Origin of the sequence: Streptomyces shenzhenensis (assembly GCF_021462265.1) — a bacterium.
In the GTDB taxonomy this organism is placed as follows: Bacteria; Actinomycetota; Actinomycetes; order Streptomycetales; family Streptomycetaceae; genus Streptomyces; species Streptomyces shenzhenensis.
The window spans coordinates 20,555-42,815 of sequence record NZ_JAJONF010000003.1; the positions used below are offsets into that span (position 1 = coordinate 20,555).

The window sequence follows — 22,261 nt, forward strand, 5'->3', positions numbered from 1 at the left end:
TGCGGGTAGGCTCGTGGCGGAGTCGAAACGGGAGGTGCGCGCCATGGCCGGCCGGAAGCAGTTCGACGTCGGTGTGGCGTTGGACCAGGCCATGCGGGTGTTCTGGCAGCGCGGATACGCGGACGCCTCACTCGATGCCCTCGGGTCCGCCACCGGACTCGGCCGCGGCTCCCTCTACGGTGCCTTCGGCACCAAGGACGCCCTGTTCGGCCAGTGCCTCGACCGCTACGCGCGGATCTACGGCGCGCAGTACGAGCAGGCGCTGACGGCGCACCCCGGTGAGCCGGTACGCGCGGTCGAGGCGTTCTTCGACGTCATCCTGAGCCGTATCGCCGACCCGTCGGTCCCCGTGGGGTGCCTCATCGCGCAGTCCGCCGCGCAGTCACCGACTCTGAAGGAGGAGAACAGCACCCAGGTGCGCGGCCTGCTCGACCTGCAGCGCCAACGGGTACGCACCGCACTGGCGGACTCCTCGGCCGACCCCCGGACGCTCGACGAACTCGCCACATTCGTTGTCGCCGTCAACCAGTCGCTGGCCGTACTGAGCCGTGCCGGCGCTTCGGACGCCGAGCTGCGCTCCGTGGCCAGGCTCGCCTGCGCGACGGTGGCCGACACCCTCGGCCGGGCGGAATCGGCGGACGCCGCTCAAGGCTGAGCATCCCCGGCCCCGCCCGGCCCGGGTGGCCGAAACCCGGTCACCCGGGGCCACACAACCCACACTCCGCATACCTAACTGTGCCCTGAACGGACCGTGCCCGGTCGAATACAGTGCTGAGCGCTCGTATGTACGGACGGTGCCCGTGAGGAGGTCGTGGTGGTGAGTGTGACGTCGGGTGCCGTCTGGGGCCGTACCGAGCAGCAGGACTTCCGGAGCCGGGTGCGGGGGACGCTCCTCGGGGCCGCCGTGGGGGACGCGCTCGGCGGGCCCGTGGACGGGCTGACGCTGGAGGAGATCCAGGCGGCCTACGGGCCCGAGGGGCTGGTCGACCTCGGGGTCGGGTACGGGCGGCGCGGGACCGTCACTCATCACACGCAGCTGACTCTCTTCACCGTGGACGGATTGATAAGGGCCCAGGTGAGGAGGGACACGGGGGCCTGGCATCCGCCCACCGACCTGCACCGGGCCTACCTGCGGTGGGCGGCCACCCAGTGGGACTGGGGGCCGGACGAGCGGCGCGCGGAGGACGGGTGGCTGGCCCGGGAGGAGTGGCTGTACGCGCGACGGGAGCCGACCCGGTCGCTGCTGCTCGGGCTCGGGGACAAGAGGATGGGGACCCTGGAGTCGCCGAAGAACCCGGAGGACATGGGGCCCGAGGCCGTCGCCAGGTCCGCTCCGTTCGGGTTGCTCGTCGGCTGGGAGCCGCAGCTCGTCGTACAGCTGGCCGTGGAGTGCTCGGCGCAGACGCACGGGCATCCGACCGCCTGTCTGTCGGCGGGCGCGTACGCCGTGATCGTGCACGGGCTGGCGCGCGGCCAGTCCCTCGACGGGTCGGTCCAGCAGGCCCTCGCCCTGCTCGCCGCCCGGCCGGGGCATCAGCCCGTCTCCGACGCGTTGCAGCACGCGCTCGGGGCCGTACGGCAGGGGATGCCCTCCCCGGCGCGGGTCGAGGAGCTGACGGGGGACGGGGCGGCGGACGGGACGCTCGCCGCCGCGGTGTACTGCGCGCTCGTCGGCGCGGACGTACGCCACGGGCTGTGTCTCGCCGTCAACCAGGCCGGGCCCTCCGCCGTCGCCGGCACCCTCACCGGCGGCCTGCTCGGCGCCCTGCACGGCGAGACGGCCCTCCCGCCGGCCTGGGTGGCCGAACTGGAGGGCCGTCCCACGATCCTGGAACTGGCCGACGACTTCGCGATGGAGATGACCCAGGGGCCGGCGCTGCACAACCCGGCGGGTGCGGCTCCGGGGTGGCTGGCGCGGTATCCGCGAAGCGGCTGAGCGGCAGCGCCCGGAAGGGGCGCGGGGCGGCCGTAGTCGATGTGCGCCTGCCGCCGCGTGCGCGCCCTCCAGCCCCCGCCGGTCTGTTGCCGGGCCGCGGTCCGGTCCCCGCCGGTCTGTTGCCGGGCCGCGGTCCGGTCCCCATCGGTCCGTCGCCGGGCCGCGGTCCGGTCCCCATTCGTCCGTCGCCGGGCCGCGGTCCAGTCCCCGCCGGTCTGTTGCCGTGCCATGGTCCGGTCCCCGCCGGTCCGCCGCGTGGCCACGGGCCAGCCCCCCACCGGCCCGCCGCCGGGCCACGGCCTACCCCCAGCTGCCTACTGCGCCGGCACGCTGTCCCCGGCCCCGGCCCCCGCTCCGGCGGGTACCGCGGTCGCCGACATGGCGTCGCCGTCCGTGTTGACCCTCTCGATGATCGCCAGGCGTTCGGGGGTGTCCTCCGGCTTCAGGTAGCCGATGAGGACGTAGAGGACGAGGGAGACGGCGAGGGGGATCGACACCTGGTACTGGAGCGGGACGCCGCCGTCGACGTTCCAGTTGATCGGGTAGTTGACCAGCCAGAAGGTGAGCAGGCCCGCCGCCCAGCTGGTGAGCGCGGCCGTCGGGCCGGAGCGGCGGAAGGGGCGGAGCAGGCCCAGCATCATCGGGATCGCGATCGGGCCCATCAGCCCGGCCACCCACTTGATGACGATGGTGATGATGTCCTTGAAGGTGGGGGAGTTGACCTGGGTGGCCACCGTCATGGACAGGCCGAGGAAGACGACCGTGGTGACGCGGGCCGCGATCAGGCCCGAGCGTTCGTTCCAGGCCCGCGCCCGCTGCGAGAGGACCGGCGCCACGTCACGGGTGAAGACGGCCGCGATCGCGTTGGCGTCGGAGGAGCACATCGCCATCGTGTGGGAGAAGAACCCGACGACGACCAGGCCCAGCAGCCCGTGCGGGAGGAGCTGTTCGGTCATCAGGCCGTAGGAGTCGGAGCCGTCCGGCTTCTGGGCGTGGACCAGGAGGGGGGATATCCACATCGGGAAGAAGAGGACGACCGGCCAGATCAGCCAGAGGGCGGCGGACAGGCGGGCGCTGCGCTCGGCCGCCTTCGGGCTGCCCGTCGCCATGTAGCGCTGGGCCTGGTTGAGCATGCCGCCGTTGTACTCGAAGAGCTTGATGAAGAGGAAGGCCAGCAGGAAGACCGTGCCGTAGGGACCGACCAGCGGTTTGCCGTGGCCGTGCAGGGCCGGCTGGCTGAACGCGTCGAAGAGACCGATGCCCTTGTCGTTCAGCTTCAGGACGACGGCGACGAACATCGAGATGCCGGCCAGGAGCTGGATGGCGAACTGGCCCAGCTCGGTGAGAGCGTCCGCCCACAGGCCGCCGATCGTGCAGTAGACGGCGGTGATCGCGCCGGTGATGAGGATGCCCTGGTTGAGGGAGACCCCGGTGAACACCGACAGCAGGGTGGCGATCGCGGCCCACTTCGCGGCCACGTCCACGATCTTCAGCAGCATGCCGGACCAGGCCAGCGCCTGCTGGGTGGAGAGGTTGTAGCGGTTCTTCAGGTATTCGAGGGGGGACGCCACGTGCAGGCGGGAGCGGAGCCGGTTGATGCGCGGGGCGAAGAGTTTCGAGCCGATCGCGATGCCGAGGGCGATCGGGAAGGACCAGGTGACGAACGAGGTCACGCCGTAGGTGTAGGCGATGCCCGCGTACCCGGTGAACATCACCGCGCTGTAGCCCGACATGTGGTGCGAGATGCCGGACAGCCACCAGGGCATCTTGCCGCCCGCGGTGAAGAAGTCGCTGACGTTGTCCACGCGTTTGTGCGACCAGATGCCGATCGCGACCATCACACCGAAGTAGCCGATGAGCACGGCCCAGTCGAGCCCGTTCATGCGCCCCCCTTCCAGGGTCCGCCTACTGAACTCCGCTCAGCTGGCTGGCACTTCGCATAAGCGGAGCGGGGACGGGGAAGGCCGCGAAGTGCCCGCTCATCGTGGGTTCCGTTACGCGGGCACGACAAGCGGGCGTAAGGTCAAGGCAAAGCAAAATCGTTCGCCTTGCTGACCTTAGTTCATGGATATGAACTTGTCGGTTGGCTGGGAACCAACCCCCTCAGTGCATCAGCTCCCCCGCGTTGACCAGCAGCGACTGGCCCGTGATGGCCCGCGCCCGGTCCGACGCCAGGAACACGGCCGCGTCCGCCACGTCCCCGTCCGTCGCCAGGTCGGGCAACGCCATCCGGCCGGTCAGCCGGCCCAGCACCTCGTCCTCCGGCACCCCCTCCGTGTGCGCGGTGAACTGGACGTACGCCTGCACCGGCGGCCCCCACATCCAGCCCGGCAGCACGGTGTTGACCCGGATCCGGTACGGCCCCAGCTCCCGCGCCAGCGAGTACATCGCGCTGGTCAGCGCGCCCTTGGAGGCGGCGTACGCGGCCTGCTTTACCTGCGAGGGCGCGGCGACGGCGGACTGGGTGCCGATGAAGACGACCGAGCCGCCGTTCTCCTTGAGTGCGGGCAGGCAGGCCCGGGTCATCCGCAGTGTGCCCAGCAGGTTCACGTCGATCACCGAGGCCCAGGTCGCGAAGTCCGCGTCCTCGACCCCGCCGAAGTAGGAGTCCCAGGCGGCGACATGGACCACCGCGTCGATCCCGCCGAACCGCTCCCGGGCCAGCTCCGCCAGCGCCTCGCACTGGCCCTCGTCGGTGATGTCGGTGGCCCGGTACGCGGTCCGGGTGCCCTCCGGGTCGATCCCGGCCGCGCTCTTCGCGAGGTTCGCCTCGGTCCGCGCGCCCAGCACGGCGTTCCCGCCGTCCCGTACGACGGCCGTCGCGATCTGATGCCCGAGCCCCGCGCCGACTCCCGAGACGACGACGGTCTTGCCCTCCAGTAGTGACATAGCTGACCTCCCGGCTCTGCCGCTTGCCTGACGGTCCGTCAGATTAGGGGTGAGCGCGGGAGGGTGGAAGGGGGCAGGTGCGGCCCGGCCCCAACAGCGTCGGCTCCGCCCTGGGAGGGGCGGAGCCGACGGATGTTCACGGCCTCACGGGGAGGCTGCGGATGTTCACGGCCTCACGGGGAGGGTCAGGAGCGACGGGTCCGGCGGGTGGCGTAGAGCGTGCCGGCGCCGAGCGCGATCACCAGGGCGGCGCCGCCGGCGATCAGGGGCGTCGAGGAGCTGGCGCCGGTCTCGGCCAGCGGCGGGGTGCTGGTGCTGGGGGAGGGCGCCGGGGTGGTGGGCGGCGGCGACTTCATCGGGGGGACGTGGGACGTGGTGGGCGGGGTGGAGGAGGAGGCGGGCGGGGTGGAGGAGGCGGGGGTGGAGGGCGTCGGGGTGGCCGGTGCGGAGGTCTCCGGGGCGGGCGGCTGGCTGGCCGGTGTCGACGCGGAGGGCGTGGGGGATTCCGGCGTGGCGGGGGTGCACGGCTTGTCGCCGCCGTTCCAGGCGGCTATGAGGTGGTACGGGGTGACGATGTTGCCGGGTTCGTAGGGAGCGGGGCCGTGTCCGTCCCCGGGCTTGCCGTCGTAGATCACGTCGTCGCCGTACAGGTCGATCTGCCCGAAGCAGTCGGGGCTCTTCACGGCCAGCTTCTGCCAGGTCTGCTTGGCCTGGTCGCCGCCGGCGACGTCGTCGGCGGTGAGGTACACCGTGGCGTGGTCGACGAGTGTCTGGTGGCCGGAGGTGTACCAGTTGGAGCCCTCGGTGGTGTACTCGGCCAGCGACACCGGGTACGTGCAGCCGGCGCCGACGCTCTGCCCGGGGGCCAGGCGCACCTCGACCGTGCCGGGAGCGCTGCTCCACTGGTGGAAGCCGCCCTGGGAGGTCCAGTCGGCGCCGACCGGCTTTCCGTCGGTGTCGACGATGCGGTACTGCACGGTGGCCGTCTGGCAGTCGCCCGCGGTGGCGGCGCTCGCGGTCGTGGCCCCGGCGAGGGGCGCGGCGGCGAGGAAAGCGGTTGCGGCGAGGACGGCCGACGTTCTGGGGCGTGAGAAGCGCGTCAAGATGTGCCCTTGCGGAAACTAGGTGTGGGAGGTGGTCGTGCGTGAGGGGTGTGCACAGGCCGGCGGAAGGCGGCGTGGCTCAACCCTGGCGTCACTTCACTCACTGTGGTCGCAGTGAGGCGATCCGCATTCTCGCGAGCTTGTCGACGCCCGTCAATCTCTTGCGAATTGAACAACATCTCCGGCGCCGTCGGCCGGCTCCGTCGCTCCCCTCGTTATCTGACGTACAGTCAGCTATGCCCGCAGCCGTCAGCCGCGTAGCAGCTCGTTTGACCCTATCTGCGCCAACAGCGGTGGCTCGGACGCTCCTTCGTAAGCGAGATGCAGTTCGCGTCGGGCTCGCGTGGCCATGACGTAGTACTCCATGCGCAGCGCGGCCGAGGTCGGATCAGTGGCGGCGTCGGCGTGTGCGTCGGGGATGACGACGGTGTCGAAGCCGAGGCCCTTGGCGCTTCTCCGATGGACCAGGACGACGCCGGGACGGCCGAGGTCCAGGCGGTGGTAGCGGCCGCCTCCCTTCCAGGCGTCGGAGGTGTAGAGCTGCGGTTTGAGCTTGGGCGCCTTGTTCTGCAGGGTGCCGAGCAAAGAGAACTGAGTGTGCTTGGAGTGGGTTATCACGCCGATGGTGTGCTGCGGATGCTGCTGGGCCAGCAGCATCACCAGGTCGGCGGCGCCACGCTGCGGGAGGCGGTGCAGCCGCGCAGGCGGGCCGTCCCGGTCGGGGATCGGAGGCGGGCCGGCTCCGATGTGGAAATGGGCCGCGAAGGACGCGATCTGTCGGGTGTTGCGGTGGTTGCCGTCGAGTTCGTGGCGCGTGCAGCGGCCCAGGCGCTCGGCGATCTCCGCGAGTGTGGAGTTGGTGTCGGTCAGACGCTGGCACTCGTCCGCGTACACCGTCGTGCGGGCTCCGAGCAGTCGGCACAGGCGGTAGAACTCCGGCGGCAGGTCCTGGCCTTCGTCCACGACGAGGGTGAGTCCGGGCGGCGGGTCGGCGGCCGCGGCCCGCTCGTACAGGGCGGGCCAGTCGAACCAGCCGTCCGCACCGCTGGGCGGTTTCCCGCCGTACCACTCGGTGAGCCAGGCGTGCACGGTCCGCACCCGCACGCTGCGGTCCGCGGGACCCAGGGCGTGGACGGCTCCGGCGAGTGCCTGGTGCAGGAGGTTGGAATAGGTCAGCAGGACCACCGGCGTTCCGGTCAGGGCGAGCATGACGGCTCGCTGGGCCGCCAGGAGGCTCTTGCCGCTTCCCGGCGGACCGCTGACGAGGTGGTTGCCGTCGAAGGGCAGATCGTCGAGGCAGGAGCGCTGCTCATCGGTGAGGTCGAGATAGGTGACGGTCACATCTCCTCCACGGCGTCGGCGGCCACGGCGCGGGCCGCGGTGACGATGGACTCCAGGTAGCCGGGCACCCGTTCGCCGCCGACGACCAGGGCGCGGTCGAGGAGGGTGTTTCCGGTCTCACAGCTGGTCTCGGGGAGCAGCGCGCAGGCGTGGCAGGCCGCGCGGTTGAGGTTGCCGAAGCCCTGGCCGGTGTGCTCGGCGCAGAGCGGGTCGGCCGAGCACCAGGCCGCGGCCTCCGTCATCCGGAGCAGGGTCTCGGCGAGCCGGGGCGGTTCACCTTGCCGGACGAGACCGCCGAGGGTTCCCTCCGCGTCTCCTGCGGCCGTGTAGACGAGGACGCCGTACTGATCCTGCTCAGGGCGCGCGTAGACACGTTCACGCAGGCTCGCCGTCGTGTAGCCGGATTCGAAGGAGAGCTGGCGGATCAGCAGGTGCGCGAGGGTGTGCAGGAGTACGAATCGCGGGGACAGCTCAGGACCGGTCAAGGTCTCCAGACGGTCCTTCTGGAAGGAGCGGTCGAGGTCGGCTCTTATGCCGGAGATCCGGCGTCGGACCCGGGCGTCCGCTTCCCAGGCGGCGAGTTCGCTCTTGTCCAGGGTGAGGAAGATGCCCTCTCCGAAGACCTCCACGGCGGGCAGCCACCTCAGGCGCCGCGCGGTGTCGGCGGGCACGACGGTGGCGTCCGGAGACACCCGGGTGAAGCCCGACAGGGCGCGTACCTCCCGCAGCCGGTCGGCGAGGACGATCCGGCCGAACCGGCGGCTGAGGCCCGACCAGGGGGCCGCGGTCTCGCCGGCCAGACCGAGCGTGGTCTCGCGCAGCGCGAAGTCGCGGGTGGCCGGCGGCGTCGGAGCGGTGAAGGCCGCCCATTCCTCCCGGCTCAGGTCGGGGCGGTCGGGAGTACCGGTCCCGGTGGAGGTCGCGGAGGAGACGGGCCGGCCCGTCTCCTCCGCGAGGAGGGCGTCGAGGAGTTGGTCGTCGGCGCCGGTGTCCTCCTGGATCATCGAGCGGAAGACCCCGGCCCGCGGCGAGTCAGCCCCTCTGCACAGCGACACCCACAGATCGTGCCCGCGTACCCGTGCGGCGAGCGCCTCGTCGGTGACGGCCGGCGCGTCGGTCTCGGGGATGTCGAGCGCCGAATACACGATCGGGTAGTACAGGTTTCCCGCGGTGCGCTGCACCACCTGCACCGGCTTCTCGCACTCCACGGCCTCGCTTGCCCGCTGCCAGGGGTTGCGTCCTGAGCAGTGCATGCCGTGCGTACCGAGGATGTCCAGCAGGTCCCGGGCCGCTCCGCAGCCATTCGCGGTGCAGGCCACGGAGAGCGCTTCGAGTCCTGAGGCGCGTTCGGAGACCAGGAAGCGCAGCTTGTCGCGGTCGCCGCACTGCCGGCGCTCGCCCGCGTCCTGCCGGGAGTGGGCCCAGAACCACCAGTCGACGTCGCTGAGGTGTCCGGCCTGGCAGATCTGCACGAAGCGCATGGGCGCGAGTGCCCGCCCAGGCGAGCAGGACGGGCAGCGCGGCGGACGCCCGGGCTTCTCGTCCGCGATGCGCCACCTGGTCATGCGCCGGCAGGAGCCGCAGAAGAGCCAGGACGGGAAGCGGATGTACGGCGCCCCGGGCGCGTCCGGAGTGTCGAACCGGTCGTTGGCCGTCGCCGGGGCGGCGTAGAAACCGGTCACCCCGAGCCGGGAGGCCAGCCGGGGCGAGTCGACCCGCTGCCTGCCGCGGCTCGGCCAGTCGCCGATTCCGGTCGCGACGAACGACTCGCCCTGGATGTCGAAGACGGCTCCGACCCCGAAGGGCACCACCGTCTGGGACTGGCGTACCCGCAGTGTGCGGCTCACAGGTCGGCTCCCTTCACCATCACCTGGCATTCCCGGTCGACGTTGCGCATCGAGTTGGCCGTCTCCCACAGGCCGTATCTCTGCTCGAAGCTCTTGATGAGGTTGGACTGGCCTTTGCCCTGACTGCGGTAGTACAGCTCGCGGCCGTCCTTGCGTGCTGTGCGCGCTGCTTCCTCCCACTCGGCGAGGAGGTCAGACAGTTCCTTGCGGACGGCGTCGCCCGCTGCGGGTTCGCAGGCCTCGGCTCGCGCCGCCAGTTCCGCCACGAGTGCCTCGGCTTCGGGAAGGTGGTGGAGTATCGCCCCCGCCTGGTTCTCCGCGGCGAGGCCGAGGCGGTGCCGGACGAGGATGACGAGAGCGGCGTGCAGGGCACGGCGCCGCGAGGGCACGGACCACGGAGTGACACTGGTCGGTTCGACATGCCGGTACAGCGAGCGGTGGTACACGTCGAAGGTCTCGTAGTGCGAACGGTCCCGCGGCCTGGTGGCGTTGAAGAAGGTGACGACGAGGCCGGGGACGGCATGCCGGCCGACACGGCTGGTGGCCTGGATGTACTCGGCCGTCGTCTTCGGCTGTCCCTGCATGAGCATCAGTGCCAGCCGCTTCACGTCGACGCCGACGGACAGCATGTTGGTGCAGGGCAGGAAGGACACCGACTCCGGATCGCCCCACGGCCTCTCCAGCCGGTCGAGCAGGACGGGTTGTTCCGCACGGGGCAGGTTGCTGGTCAGCTCCTGCACTTGGTGATCCGCCAACTTCCTCGTCCCCGTGCCGGAATCAAGTCCGGCGAGCTGGGCGGGAATGTCATCGGCCGCGGCGGTGACGGTCCGGCCGAGTTCGCGCAGGCTGTGGTGGTAGGCGACGAGCGTCCAGTAGGCGTCCCGGTGTTCTTCGGGTAGCTCCCACGCGCCCTGCAGCAGGGCGGCGGCCACGGCGACGGCGGCGCGGCCCGCCGTGTGTCCCTGGGCCATGACGCCGAGGTAGCGGCGGCCGGGCCGGGAGGTGTCCGGTTCCGCGAAGTACGAGTGGCGGGCGTCGAGCCCGGCGGGCGGGAAGAGCTGGACGCCACCGCCGTAGAGGGCGCGGATCTGTTCCCCTGAGCGGCGGATGGTGGCCGTCGACGCCACGACCTTGGGTCCGATGCCGTCGGCCCTGGTGCACAGCCCCAGCACGGCGGACTCGTACAAGCCGACGGTGGTGCCGAGGGGGCCGGTGAGCAGGTGCAGCTCGTCCTGGATGACGAGGGACGGCGGCAGCTGCGTGCCGCCCGCCGCGAAGAGCCGTCCGGCGCGGGGTTCCCATGCCAGTCGGGCGAACTTGTCGACGGTGCCGAGGACGAACGTGGGCGGCCGGTCGTACAGGTGCTCGTCCACCACGGCGACGGGCAGCTCGTCGTGGAAGACGCACTCCTCGCGCGGGCAGAAGAAGGCGAAGGAGTCCGCTCCGGCGCGCACGCCGTAGTCACCGATGTCGGGTGACTTGTGGGCGGGCAGGACGCGGGTGCCGCACCAGGGGCAGCGGTCGAGGATGAACACGTCGTCGGGTCGGGCGGCGGCGCGCACGTCGTCGAAGGCCGCACGGGCTCGTTCGTACGTGTTCGGGGTGGTCGTCTCGCCCACCCACAGGCCGATGGAGAAGGGCTCCTCACCGTAGACGGCAGGGTCTGCCCGGCGGAGGGTTTCGAGGGCGCAGACGGTGGTGGCCGCGCGCTGGAACTGTTGCGTGGTGAGCAGGCTCAGGGTGTAGCGGCTGAGGACCGCTGTGCCGCCGCCGTCGGGTTCGCGTCTGCGCAGTGCCATGGTGAAGGCCGCGAGCAACAGGTAGGCCTCGGTCTTGCCGCCGCCGGTCGGGAACCAGATCAGGTCGGTGACGGTCCGGTCCCGGTGCCGGGGGTCGGCCACTCCGTCCAGGGCCAGCAGGAAGAACGCCAGTTGGAAGGGGCGCCAGGCGGCGTCCGGAGCCGGTGCCGGGTCCGGGGGTACGGCGTCGCGGCGGGATCGGCGCGTTCCCGCCAGATCCGGGGCGGAGTGGCGCATCTGAAGCGCCATGACGTGGTTGGCGGTGCGGAAGGCGCGCAGCAGTTCGGGCCGGGACGGATCGCAGAGGGTGCGCACGCCGGACTCGATGCGGGTGACGGCGGCGGCGATACGGTCCAGGACGCGGTCTGCGGCGGCGCGTCCCCACTCGGGGATGTCAGCGTTCAGCTGCCCCACGTACCAGGCACGGTAGTCGGCGGCGAACTCCCAGAGTTCCTCACGAAGCTGATCGACGGAGACATCAGCGTCGGCAAGGTGCCCGAGGTTCAGCACCGGGGTGCCGCTGAGTCCCGCTGCCCGTACACCGGTGACTTCCGCCTCCGGCATGACGGCCGCGCGCAGCGTCGTGACCTGCTCTCCCGTGTCGTCGTACCGCTCCTCGACCGCGCAACCGTGTCCGACGGCGTGGGTGCGTATGTGCCGGTACTGCAGGCGCAGTTCCTGCTCCTCCGGGTCGCGGCTGGCGAGACGGACACTCGGGTACTGGAGCACCCTGCCGTCCACGGGCCGTACCTCCAGTTCCACTTGGAACAGCATGCGGTCCCACTGGGCGGCCTTGCCGAGGGCCGGCTCGTGCCGGGCCGCGTTGACCAGCGCCACGGTCACCAGCTGACCGGTTCCGAACGTGCGCCGCCTGACGCGGAGTTCGGCACGCGCGTCGAGGACGGTGACCTCGACGAGGTCGGGGCCGAGGGTGTGCGTCTCGGCCGGCAGCGGGATGCGCTGCCAGCTCCGGCCTCGTTCGCTCGTACCGGAGCGGGTCTCGTAGCGGGCACCGGAACAGCGGATCTCCACGGTGGTGGCGTCGGTGTAGAAGCTGAGGCCGAGCGAGGAGGGCAGCCAGGAGTTCACCTCAGGAACCGGGTCGGCGGCGGGAGCGGTGTCCTCGGCCGCCCGCTCCGTGCCGGCACCGTCCGGTTCCTCGGCGGCCAGGTCCAACTGGCGCCGCAGATCGGCGTCCTGGGGATACAGGGTGCCCATCAGGTACTGCCGGTCCGGCGGGGCGTCGAGCGTCTCCTCGGCGCCTCCCGCCGGGCCGACGAGCTGTCTGTGCAGGTAGGTGACGAGTTCCTGTCTGGGGTCCATGCTGTTCCTCTGGGAATGCGGGCAGGGCAGGGTGGTGGGCGAGGTCAGGACCTACGCCAGCGGTCTCTGAACGACCCCCGGCCGGCTGCGGCTTCACGCTCGGCGAGCTGCTCCTGCAGTTCGGCGATGCGGGTCAGGGCGTCGTGCTCGGCCTGGGCAATGCGCTGGGCAGCCCGCTGCTCGGCGGCGTCGACCTGCAACGCCGTCTCTCTGCGGGCTGCCGCGAGGGCACGGTCGCGCTGGTCCAGGTCGGCTTCGACCAGGCTGAGTCGCTCTTCGAGTTCTTCCAAGCGGGCTTCGGCTTCCTCGCGATACCTGCGCAGACGTCGGTCGCCCTCGAACCCTCGTTGCTCGGCACGGGCCGCCCGCTGCTCGGCCTCGGTCAACCGCTGCTCGGCGAGGGTTGCGTGTTGCTCGGCCTCGGTCGCCCGTTGCTCGGCGAGGGCCCCGCGACGGTCGGCCTCCACCGCCCGCTGGTCCGCTTCGGCCGCCCGCTGCTCGGCCTGGCTCGCGCGCAGGCGCGACATGGCCGCCTGTTGATCGTCGCGGGAGGTGTGCCGAGTGGCGAGGATCAGCTGCTGCTCCAGGCGTTCCGCTTGCTCGGCGGTGGCCCGCTGTGCCTCGTGGTGTTCCTCTCTGAGGCGCGCGAGTCTCTCCTCGGCCTGTCCTCGAAGGTGCCGCTCCTGACGGAGCAGCGCGGTGTCCACGCGGCGCAGCAGCGTCTCATCCAGAGTGTCCAGCTGCCGTGCGGTCTCCGCCTCGGCCGCGGCGGCCCTGTCGTCGGCCGCCTGCCGCGCCCGGCGCTCCTGAGCGAGGTGCTCCTGGTGTTCGAGCCGCACACGCTCCAGCTCGGCCTCGTGGTCACGGCGAAGCCCGGCGACGATCCGCGCGTCGCCAGTGCTCCCCTGTTCCTCTTCCTGGACGGCGACGGACGGTGCCGCCTCGCCCTGGTCTTCAGAGGGCAGCCCGGTGTCCTCTGCCGGGGAGCCTCCCGCGTCGTCCAGCACCTCATCGTGCCCTGGTACGTGATGACTCGCCGCCGGCTCGTCAGGACACGCGACATGGTGGGAGACCGTCTCGACCTGCCCCCTCCCATCGGCCTGCCCGGGTGGGAGGGACCGTCCATCGCTGGACGACGCCTCCTCCGGCACCACGGGTTCACGATCCGAGGCGCCCGCGGACTCGCCGCCCGGGTGAGCGTCGGACGCAGGCGGTGGCTGTTCGGGCTCTTGTCGGCTCTGGAGGCCCGCGACGAGCTCCCGCAGTGCGTCGCGCACGGCGAGGCGGGACTCCGAGTTCACCAGCGGCTTCCTGGCCAGGTATGCCGAGGGCGTCAGCCCGACCAGTGCCTCGCACGGCCGCTCGAAGAAGTCCTCGGGTCGGAGCCGGGCCCTTCTCAGCGTGTCGAAGACGCGCTGCAGGACTTCCAGAGCGGCGAGCACCTGGCGGTCCGGCATCCTGCGCTCCCGCGCGGCGCGTACGACGTCCGCTGTGGCCCGGGGACCGAGGACCAGCGCCAGCCGGTCCTGTCCCAGCGCCAGCAGCGCGTATTCAGCCAGCCAGTCGATGCCGCCCTCGAACTTCGCCCCCATGCGCAGGGCCCTCTCCCAGTCCGCGGTGCGCTGCCCCGACTCGGCCGGGCCACGCTCCCCGGGCGACTCAGGCTCGTCGGCTTCGTCGAGCCCCGCTCGCTCAGCGGCCTGGGCGGCCGCGGTCGGAGGCGGGGGTTCCACGACCCCGTCGAGCCTGTCCTTCCCCGCATCCCCCTTGTTCTCCTCCACCACATCCTCCACCGCCGCGGCCGCTTCCTCGTCGTTCCGATGCGCCTCCTCGTGGTTCCGATGCGCAGGCCGATGGGCCTGCGCCGGCCCATCGGCCTGCGCCGGGTCGTCGTCGGCTCGGGATGACGTCCGGTCCACCGAGGCGACGGGCACCGCCCTGCCATGGGTGAGCCGACTCGCCGGCCGGGCCTGCTTCCTGCCCTCCGTGGCGTCCGGCGAGCCCCCGCCCTCATGCGCGCTGGTGATCCCGGCCTTCCGCAGACGCTCCCTGAACACCGGGAGGGCCTTGCTCTCCACCTGCCGGATGCGCTCGCGGGTCACGCCGAACTCCCGCCCCAGTTCATCGAGCGTCGAGGGCTCGTCGCCGTCGAGGCTCAGGCGACGGACCAGGATCCGGGCGTCGCGCTCGGGGAAGGTGTCCACCACCGCCATGACGTCTTCCATCAGGAGTGCGGTCACCACACCTTGCTCCACCGACGGCAGAGCCTGGCGCTCCCCGACGAAGTCGCCGAGGGTGGTGCCGTCGCCGATGACCCGGTCGAGTGAATCGGTGCGCCGACTCAGCTTTCGGATCTCCGCCACCTTCTGCACGCTCAGGTCACAGAGAACAGCCACGTCGACGACCCCGGCAGGCCGACCCTGCGCGGCGAGCGTGCGTTCCGCGGCCGCCACCTTGCGCATCTGCTCGTGCATATGGACCGGGACGCGGATGAGGGCGCCCTCGTCCGCGATGGCCCGGCCGATCTGCTGCCGTACCCACCAGGTCGCGTACGTCGAGAACTTGTTGCCCATCGTCGGGTCGAACTTGCGGGCCGCCCGCATCAGTCCGAGCACGCCTACCTGGAACAGATCTTCGTAGTCCAGCCCCTGCTCCAGGTAGGAACGGACGAGCGCGTGCACCAGCCGCTGGTTGTGCAGGACGAGGCAGTCCCGGGCCCGGATCCTGAGGTCGCCGGGCGGCAGCGCGCACAGTTCCGCCTCCTCGGGCTCCTGTGCGACGCGGTCCGCACCGCCGCGCACGAGTACGGCCAGCCCGACCTCGGCCTCCGCGCTGAGGAGGCGACTGTCGGGCCGCGGTTGAACGCGGTCCACGCGCAGCACGGACATGGCGGCCGCCACGGCGTCGGCGAATTCGCCGGTTTCCGGCAGGACCTCCTGCTCCGCCGCTCCCGGCCCACTCTCCGCCGTTCCCGGTTCGCCCTCCGCCGCCTCCGGTTCGCCCTCCGGCGGCGACGTGACCACCTCCGCTGTGTTGGGCTCTTCGGCCCCGGTTTCGGCATCCCTCACCCTTGCCCCGGACCGAAGCTCGTCCGCTTCACGGGCGGTCAGCCCGGCCAGCCGGATCACTCCGTCGAGCGTCTGGGACGTCACATATCCGTCGGCGTCCGCGTAGCGCATCAGAAGCGCTCGCACCCGCCCGACACGGGCCGACACATTTTCTTCACGGAATCTTGCAACCTTTTCCGCATCTGGCGAGTCCGCGTCTACATGCACACCTGCGTCACGGACATGCAGACCCAGTCGGGCCAGCTCGCTTCGCAGCCGGTCCTGCTCGACCTGGCCGAGCCCCAGGGGGCGCACGTGCCGTGCGAAGGCCGACTCCGGCACGACGCCGTCCATGGCCGCATGCCTCAGTCGAGCCAGCAGCTCCCCGATCGCGCCCTTCAAGCCGGGCCCGCCCGCCTCACCGGCGACTCGATCCTGCACGCCACCCACCCCCGTTCGCTTCACGGCGAGATTAAGGGTGACGTGTTGACGATGTCAACGGATGACTGTTCTGTGCAACGCAAAGCGATTCGTGTACTGTGACGGCTGTCTCACTGTCCGTTCTGACACGATGGGCCGTGCGGCAGCAGACCAGGGGGCGCGTTCCGTTCCGGAACCGCGAGAACGCGAGCAGTAGGCAGAGGAGCGGCAGTGAGCCACGAGCTCGTCGACGGCAGATTCCGCATCGGGCGCGTCATCGGCAGGGGCAACATGGGGGAGGTCCACCGGGCCGAGGACCTGCGCGCTCCCGAGGGCTCGCCCGAGCGCACCGTCGCCGTGAAGACGATCCTGCGTCGCCGCACCGGAGGCCGGATCGACACCGGCGGCGACACCAAGGCCGTGGAGCGCTTCGCCCGCGAAGTGAACATCATGCGCCTGCTGGAGCACCCCAACCTCACCCGGCTCGTCGCGGGCGGCATCGCCACGGACTGCGACGACCTGCCCTATCTCGCCATGGAGTACCTGGACGGCGAGTCGCTGCGCGACCTCATCGAGGAGGAGTCACAGCTCCCGGTCGCCTGGGCCGCCGCCGTCGGCGCCCAGATCGCCGCCGGCCTAGCCGCCGCGCACGCGAAGGGCGTGGTCCACCGGGACCTGAAGCCCGCCAACGTCATGCTCACGCGGGGCGGCACGGTCAAGGTGCTCGACTTCGGCATGGGCAGCATCGTCGACGACCCGGACCAGACCCGCCTGACCAGCACCGGCGTCAGCGTGGGCACCGCCCGCTACATGGCCCCTGAGCAGTGCCAGGCCAAGCAGGTGACCCAGGCCGCCGACCTGTACGCGCTGGGCTGCGTGCTCTACGAGATGCTGGTCGGTGTTCCTCCGTTCACGAGCGAGTCGGCGTACGAGCTCGCCGAGCGGCATGTCCACCAGGAGCCCAGCCCCGTCCGCGCGATCCGTGGCGACGTCCCCGCCGAACTCGCCCGCCTCGTCGACCGGCTGCTGGCCAAGGACCCGGCGAACCGCCCCGCCGACGCCGTGACCGTACGGGACGCCCTGCTCCCCCTCGCCGTACCGGCGGACGAGACCTGCCTCGTCCCCTCCTGGAGCGAGCAGGACCCGACGCTCCCCCTGCGCGAGGCCGCCCCGGCCCCGGTGACCGTTCCGCCGCGGCAGCCCGCCCCGGTGACCGGCTCCGGCGCCGGCATGGACGTCTTCGGGGTCCACCAGAATCTGATCCGCGACTACCGCTCCTTCACCGAGGGCGGCACCGTCATCCGCGACGAGCGCATCAAGGCCTACGTCGAGAAGGACCTGGACGACAAGTCCCAGTGGCCGAACCCCTGGCTGTCGCTGAACCCGTTCTTCCAGGGCGGCGGCACGGTGGTCGAGCTCGCCCAGCAGAAGGTGCTGCACCCCGAGTGCGCCCGTATCTTCCAGGCCAAGAAGACCGAGGGCGGCAGCGTCTGCGACGGCCGGCCGCTCCTCCTGCACCGGCACCAGCGCGACGCCATCGACGCCGCCGCCTCCGGGGCGTCGTACGTCCTGACGACCGGCACCGGCTCCGGGAAGTCGCTCTCCTACATCGTCCCGATCGTCGACAAGGTGCTGCACGAGCGCGACGAGGAGGGCCCGGACGCTCCGAAGCGTGTTCGGGCGATCATCGTGTATCCGATGAACGCGCTCGCCAACAGCCAGCTCCGGGAGCTGGAGAAGTACCTGCGCGACGGCTACGGCGCGGGCCGTGAGCCGGTCACCTTCGCCCGCTACACGGGTCAGGAGGACGACGAGAAACGCAAGGAGATCCGCGACAACCCGCCGGACATCCTGCTCACCAACTACGTGATGCTGGAGCTGATGCTGACCCGCCCGGCCGACCGGGCGAGCCTCATCAAGATGGCGCGGGGCCTGGAGTTCCTGGTCTTCGACGAACTGCACACCTACCGCGGCCGCCAGGGCGCCGACGTCGCCCTGCTGATCCGCCGGGTCCGCGAGGCCTGCCAGGCGGAGAACCTGCAGTGCATCGGCACGTCGGCCACCATGTCGACCGAGGGCACGCTGGAGGACCAGCGGCAGGTGGTCGCCGGTGTGGCGAGCACCCTGTTCGGCACCACGGTCCGCCCCGAGCACGTCATCGGCGAGACCCTGGTCCGGGCGACCGGCGAGCCGCCCGCCACCGTACCGGCCGAGCGCCTCACCTCCCCGGCCCCGCGCGCCTACGACGACCTGGCGCGCGACCCGCTGGCCCGCTGGATCGAGGACCGCTTCGGCCTCGTCGCGGACGACGCCACGGGACGCCTGGTACGCAGGCCGCCGACCCAGATCGAGGTCGCGGCACGCGAGCTGCACGAGACCTCGGGCGTCGACGAGGAGAGGTGCGCGAAGGCGATCCGCGCCACCCTGGAGGCTGGCTCACAGGCGCTCAACCCGCGCAACGAACGGCCGCTGTTCGCGTTCCGCCTGCACCAGTTCCTCTCCAAGGGCGACACCGTCTACGTCACCCTGGAGGACAAGTCCTCCCGCCACCTGACCCGCTCCTACCAGCTCGAACAGCCCGGCAGCGGAGGCAAGTTGCTGATGCCGCTGGCCTTCTGCCGGGAGTGCGGCCAGGAGTACCTGACCGTGTGGCGCACGGAGAAGGACGGCGAGGTCCGCTACGAGGCCCGCCGCGACACCTCGGCGACCGGCGGCCGCCAGGGCGACGGCTACCTCTACGTCGACCACGAGCGCGAGTGGCCGTCCAACGTGCAGTACGCGGTGGACGACCGCCGACTGCCCGAATCCTGGCTGGAGTTGGACGACAAGGGCCAGGAGGTCGTCAAGCGCGCCTACCGCGACCGGGTGCCGAGGGCCGTCACCGTCGACACGTTCGGCCGCGAGGGCCAGGGCGAGCTGAAGGCCGCGTTCATCCCGTCGCCGTTCCTGTTCTGCCTGCACTGCGGTGTGGCGTACGAGCAGACGCGCGGCCGGGATTTCGCCAAGCTGGCGACGCTGGACCAGGAGGGCCGCTCCTCCGCGACCTCGCTGGTCTCGGCGTCGATCGTCCGCTCGCTGAAGTCGGTCCCGGAGGAGGCCCTCGACAAGAGGGCGCGCAAGCTCCTCACCTTCGTCGACAACCGGCAGGACGCCTCCCTCCAGGCCGGCCACTTCAACGACTTCGTGCAGATCACCCAGCTGCGCGGGGCCCTGTACCGGGCGGCCCTGGACGCCGGCGACGACGGGCTGCACCACGAGGAACTGGCCTCGGCGGTGACCAACGCGCTCGCCATCGCCCCCGCCGACTACACCGGGGAGAGCGAGCTGCCGCCGTCGCTGGCCCGCAACGCGGCCCGCACGCTGCGGGACGTGATCGCCTTCCGGCTCTACCTGGACCTGGAGCGCGGCTGGCGCATCACCATGCCCAACCTGGAGCAGACGGGTCTGCTGGAGATCGACTACGAGGACCTGGGCTGGGTCGCCGCCAAGCAGGACCGCTGGGAGGGCACGCACCAGGCGCTGCGGGACGCCGACCCGGCGCTGCGGGCCGAGGTCATGAAGGCGCTGCTGGACGAGATGCGCCGCTCCCTCGCCATCGACGTGTCGTACTTCCGTGACGACGCCTTCGACTCCCTCCAGCGCGCCAGCGAGGAGCGGCTGGTGGACCCGTGGGTGCTGTCCTCCGCCGACAAGCCGCGGGTCGGCACCGCCTACCCGCACCCCTCCCGGCGGGGCACGGACCGTTCGAGCCTGTTCCTGTCGGCGCGGGGCAGGTTCGGCAAGTTCCTGCGGCGCACCGACCGTACCTTCCGCGACCTGGACCAGGACGACCTGCAGCTGATCATCGCGGAGCTGCTGAAGGTGCTGGCCAAGGCGGGCCTGGTCAAGGAGGTGGAAGTCGCCCCGCAGCGCGCCGGCCGTTACCGCAGGGCGTCTTCGGCGGCCATGACCGGCTACCGGGTGGCCGCCCAGTCGCTGGTGTGGCGCGCGGGCACGGGCGAGTCGGGCGCGCACGACCCGCTGACCCGCACCTACCAGAGCGGCGACGGCCCGCGCATCAACACGTTCTTCCTCAAGCTGTACCGGGAGACCGCCGACGCCCTGTCCGGCCTGTACGCCCGCGAGCACACCGCCCAGGTGTCCCCGGAGGACCGCGAGGCACGCGAGGAGGCCTTCCGCAAGGCCGAGTTGAAGCTCCTGTACTGCTCTCCCACGATGGAGCTCGGCGTCGACATCTCCGAGCTCAACGCGGTGATGATGCGCAACGTGCCCCCCACGCCCGCCAACTACGCCCAGCGTTCGGGCCGCGCGGGCCGCAGCGGCCAGCCCGCCCTGGTGACGACGTACTGCGCGACGGGCAACAGCCACGACCAGTACTACTTCCGCCAGCCCTGGCGCATGGTGGCGGGCGCGGTGGCCCCGCCCCGCCTGGACCTGGCCAACGAGGACCTGGTCCTCTCCCACCTCCAGGGCATCTGGATCGCCGAGGCCGGCCTGCGCCTGGGCCGCTCCGTCCCCGACGTGCTCGACGTGTCGTACCCGGACTCCGGCGACCGCCCGGACCCGGCCCTGCACCTGCTGCCGGACATCCGGGACGCGGCGCACGACGACGGCGCCCAGCGGCGCACGGTGGGCGCGGCACTGCGCGTCCTCGGCCCGCTGTTCGGGGACTTCGCGGACACCACGTGGTGGCACGACGACTGGATCGACGACAAGGTGCGGACCGTCGCGGAGCGCTTCGACCGCGCCTTCGACCGCTGGCGCAGCCTGTTCCGGGCCGCCCTGGACGACCAGTACGTCCAGAACAAGCGGCGCCTGGACTACAGCCTCACCGAGGGCGACCGCATCCGCGCCAACGCCCGCCGCCGCGAGGCCGAGACACAGCTGAACCTCCTCATGAACGAGAGTGCCGACAGCAAGTCGGTCCTCTCCGACTTCAACCCCTACCGCTACCTGGCCTCCGAGGGCTTCCTGCCCGGCTACAGCTTCCCGCGCCTGCCGCTGGCCGCGTACATCCCGACGATCGGCCGCCGCCGCGGCGACGGCGACTACCTCCAGCGCCCCCGCTTCCTCGCCATCCGCGAGTTCGGCCCTGGCGCGCTCATCTACCACGAGGGCGCCCGCTACCAGGTCACCCGCATCCAGCTGCCGCCGGACTCCTCCGGCGAGCTGACCACGGGCGAGGCCCGCCGCTGCGCGAACTGCGGCTACCACCACGAGCCCAAGGAGCGCGAGGACCGCTGCGGCTTCTGCGGCGAGCCTCTGGGCGCGGCGACCTACGGCCTGCTGCACCTGCACACCGTGTACACCACCCGCCGGGAGCGGATCTCCTCGGACGAGGAGGAGCGGCGCCGGGCCGGTTTCCGGCTGGAGACGTCGTACCGCTTCCACGACCACGGCATCCGCAAGGGCCGCCTCAACGCGACGATCGCCGACCCGGACGGGCAGCTGGCGCAGATCGCCTACGGCGACTCCGCGACCGTCCGGATCACCAACACCGGCCGGGTGCGCGCCCGTACGGACGAGCCGCCGGGCTACTGGTTGGACCTGGCCGACGGCCGCTGGATGAAGGACAAGGACGCGGCCGAGGCGGTCGGCGACTTCAGTGAGCTGCCGCCGGTCGACGAGGACGGCAACGAGCGGCGCCGTAAGAAGCGGGTCATCCCGTTCGTGGAGGACCGCCGCAACATCCTCGTCGTCACCCTCGACGAGGCGCTGCCCGAACCGATCGCGCTCACTCTGATGTACGCGCTGGAGCGGGGCATCGAGGCCGCCTTCGAGCTGGAGGACGCCGAACTGTCCAGCGAGCTGCTGCCGCCGGACGACGGCCCCAGGCGCCGCATCCTCTTCATGGAGGCGGCGGAGGGCGGAGCGGGCGTGCTGCGCCGCCTCCAGGCCGAGGACGACGCCGTTGCCAAGGCGGCCCGCCGCGCCCTGGAGATCTGCCACTTCTCGGCGGACGGCAAGGACGAGGGCGACGAGGCCCACCGCCCGGGACGGGCCTGCGCGCGCGGCTGCTACGAGTGCCTCCTCACCTACGGCAACCAGCTCGACCACGCCCAGATCAACCGGCACACGGTGGCCGCCCTGCTGGTGCGGCTGGCGTCGGCGACGGCTCAGCGGGAGTCGCGCGGCGAGTCCCGGTCGGAGCAGTACCGGCGGCTGCTGGCCGCATCCCCCGCCGAACCCACGCCGGTCGAGGCGTCGGCGTCCGCGCTGGCCGAACTGGCCGCACAGGGCGACTTCCTGGGCTGGGCGAAGGCACGCGGCCTTCGGCTTCCGGACGAGAAGGACGTGTTCCTGACGGAGGCGAACGCGGCACCGGACTTCGTCTACCGGCTGCCGGGCGCGAACGTCGCGGTGTTCGTCGACGACCCGGGCGCCGAGGCTGACGCGATGCGAGACGCCGACGCCGAGGAACGGCTGTTCGACGCCACCTGGGACGTGGTCCGCTTCCCGCACGGCGCCGACTGGGACGCCATCGCCGCCGCCAACACCCGCTACTTCGGCTCTCCGGCCGCCAACTAGGCGCTCACCAGAAGGATTTGACGATCGT

General features: G+C 71.4%; 11 protein-coding genes. 4 read left to right on the top strand and 7 right to left on the bottom strand.

Features of this window, described 5'->3' with window-relative positions; translation table 11 throughout:
• Positions 1 to 43: 43 nt before the first annotated feature.
• Positions 44 to 655: a TetR/AcrR family transcriptional regulator gene (locus LQ326_RS04785; protein WP_234532905.1), complete on the top strand. Its 612-nt coding sequence runs from the start codon at positions 44 to 46 to the stop codon at positions 653 to 655.
• A gap of 162 nt (positions 656 to 817) precedes the next feature.
• On the top strand, positions 818 to 1,936 hold the full coding sequence (locus LQ326_RS04790; RefSeq protein ID WP_234532907.1) for an ADP-ribosylglycohydrolase family protein: 1,119 nt from the start codon (positions 818 to 820) through the stop codon (positions 1,934 to 1,936).
• 314 nt (positions 1,937 to 2,250) lie between these two features.
• On the opposite strand, the gene LQ326_RS04795 is transcribed toward LQ326_RS04790, so the two are convergent.
• The 7 genes from LQ326_RS04795 to LQ326_RS04825 all read right to left on the bottom strand — a co-directional run bounded on the left by LQ326_RS04795 (position 2,251) and on the right by LQ326_RS04825 (position 15,432).
• Positions 2,251 to 3,819 carry a sodium:solute symporter family protein gene (locus tag LQ326_RS04795; protein WP_234532909.1) on the bottom strand — a complete coding sequence of 523 codons (1,569 nt, stop codon included), beginning with the start codon at positions 3,817 to 3,819 and terminating at the stop codon, positions 2,251 to 2,253.
• A gap of 220 nt (positions 3,820 to 4,039) precedes the next feature.
• Positions 4,040 to 4,825 (bottom strand): SDR family oxidoreductase, encoded by a 786-nt coding sequence (locus LQ326_RS04800; protein WP_234532911.1) that lies wholly within the window; start codon positions 4,823 to 4,825, stop codon positions 4,040 to 4,042.
• A gap of 185 nt (positions 4,826 to 5,010) precedes the next feature.
• The gene (locus LQ326_RS04805; RefSeq protein ID WP_234532913.1) at positions 5,011 to 5,928 is read right to left on the bottom strand and encodes an LAETG motif-containing sortase-dependent surface protein; all 918 of its coding nucleotides are present in this window, start codon (positions 5,926 to 5,928) and stop codon (positions 5,011 to 5,013) included.
• Between the two features lie 249 nt (positions 5,929 to 6,177).
• Complete coding sequence (locus LQ326_RS04810; protein WP_234532914.1) at positions 6,178 to 7,269, bottom strand: DEAD/DEAH box helicase; 1,092 nt, start codon at positions 7,267 to 7,269, stop codon at positions 6,178 to 6,180.
• Positions 7,266 to 9,116, bottom strand: coding sequence for a DUF1998 domain-containing protein (gene drmB, locus LQ326_RS04815; RefSeq protein WP_234532916.1), 1,851 nt, complete (start codon positions 9,114 to 9,116; stop codon positions 7,266 to 7,268). Before drmB ends, LQ326_RS04810 begins: the two co-directional genes overlap by 4 nt.
• Positions 9,113 to 12,238, bottom strand: a complete 3,126-nt coding sequence (locus tag LQ326_RS04820) for a helicase-related protein (RefSeq protein WP_234532918.1) — start codon at positions 12,236 to 12,238, stop codon at positions 9,113 to 9,115. Before LQ326_RS04820 ends, drmB begins: the two co-directional genes overlap by 4 nt.
• Positions 12,239 to 12,282: 44 nt before the next feature.
• Positions 12,283 to 15,432, bottom strand: a complete 3,150-nt coding sequence (locus LQ326_RS04825) for a sigma-70 family RNA polymerase sigma factor (protein WP_234532919.1) — start codon at positions 15,430 to 15,432, stop codon at positions 12,283 to 12,285.
• Positions 15,433 to 15,528: 96 nt separating this feature from the next.
• Here LQ326_RS04825 and LQ326_RS04830 point away from each other — a divergent pair, with 96 nt between their 5' ends.
• Both LQ326_RS04830 and LQ326_RS04835 read left to right on the top strand, forming a co-directional pair.
• Complete coding sequence (locus tag LQ326_RS04830) at positions 15,529 to 15,828, top strand: hypothetical protein (RefSeq protein WP_234532922.1); 300 nt, start codon at positions 15,529 to 15,531, stop codon at positions 15,826 to 15,828.
• 108 nt (positions 15,829 to 15,936) lie between these two features.
• Positions 15,937 to 22,233, top strand: a complete 6,297-nt coding sequence (locus LQ326_RS04835; protein WP_234532925.1) for a protein kinase domain-containing protein — start codon at positions 15,937 to 15,939, stop codon at positions 22,231 to 22,233.
• The last annotated feature ends 28 nt before the right edge of the window (positions 22,234 to 22,261 follow it).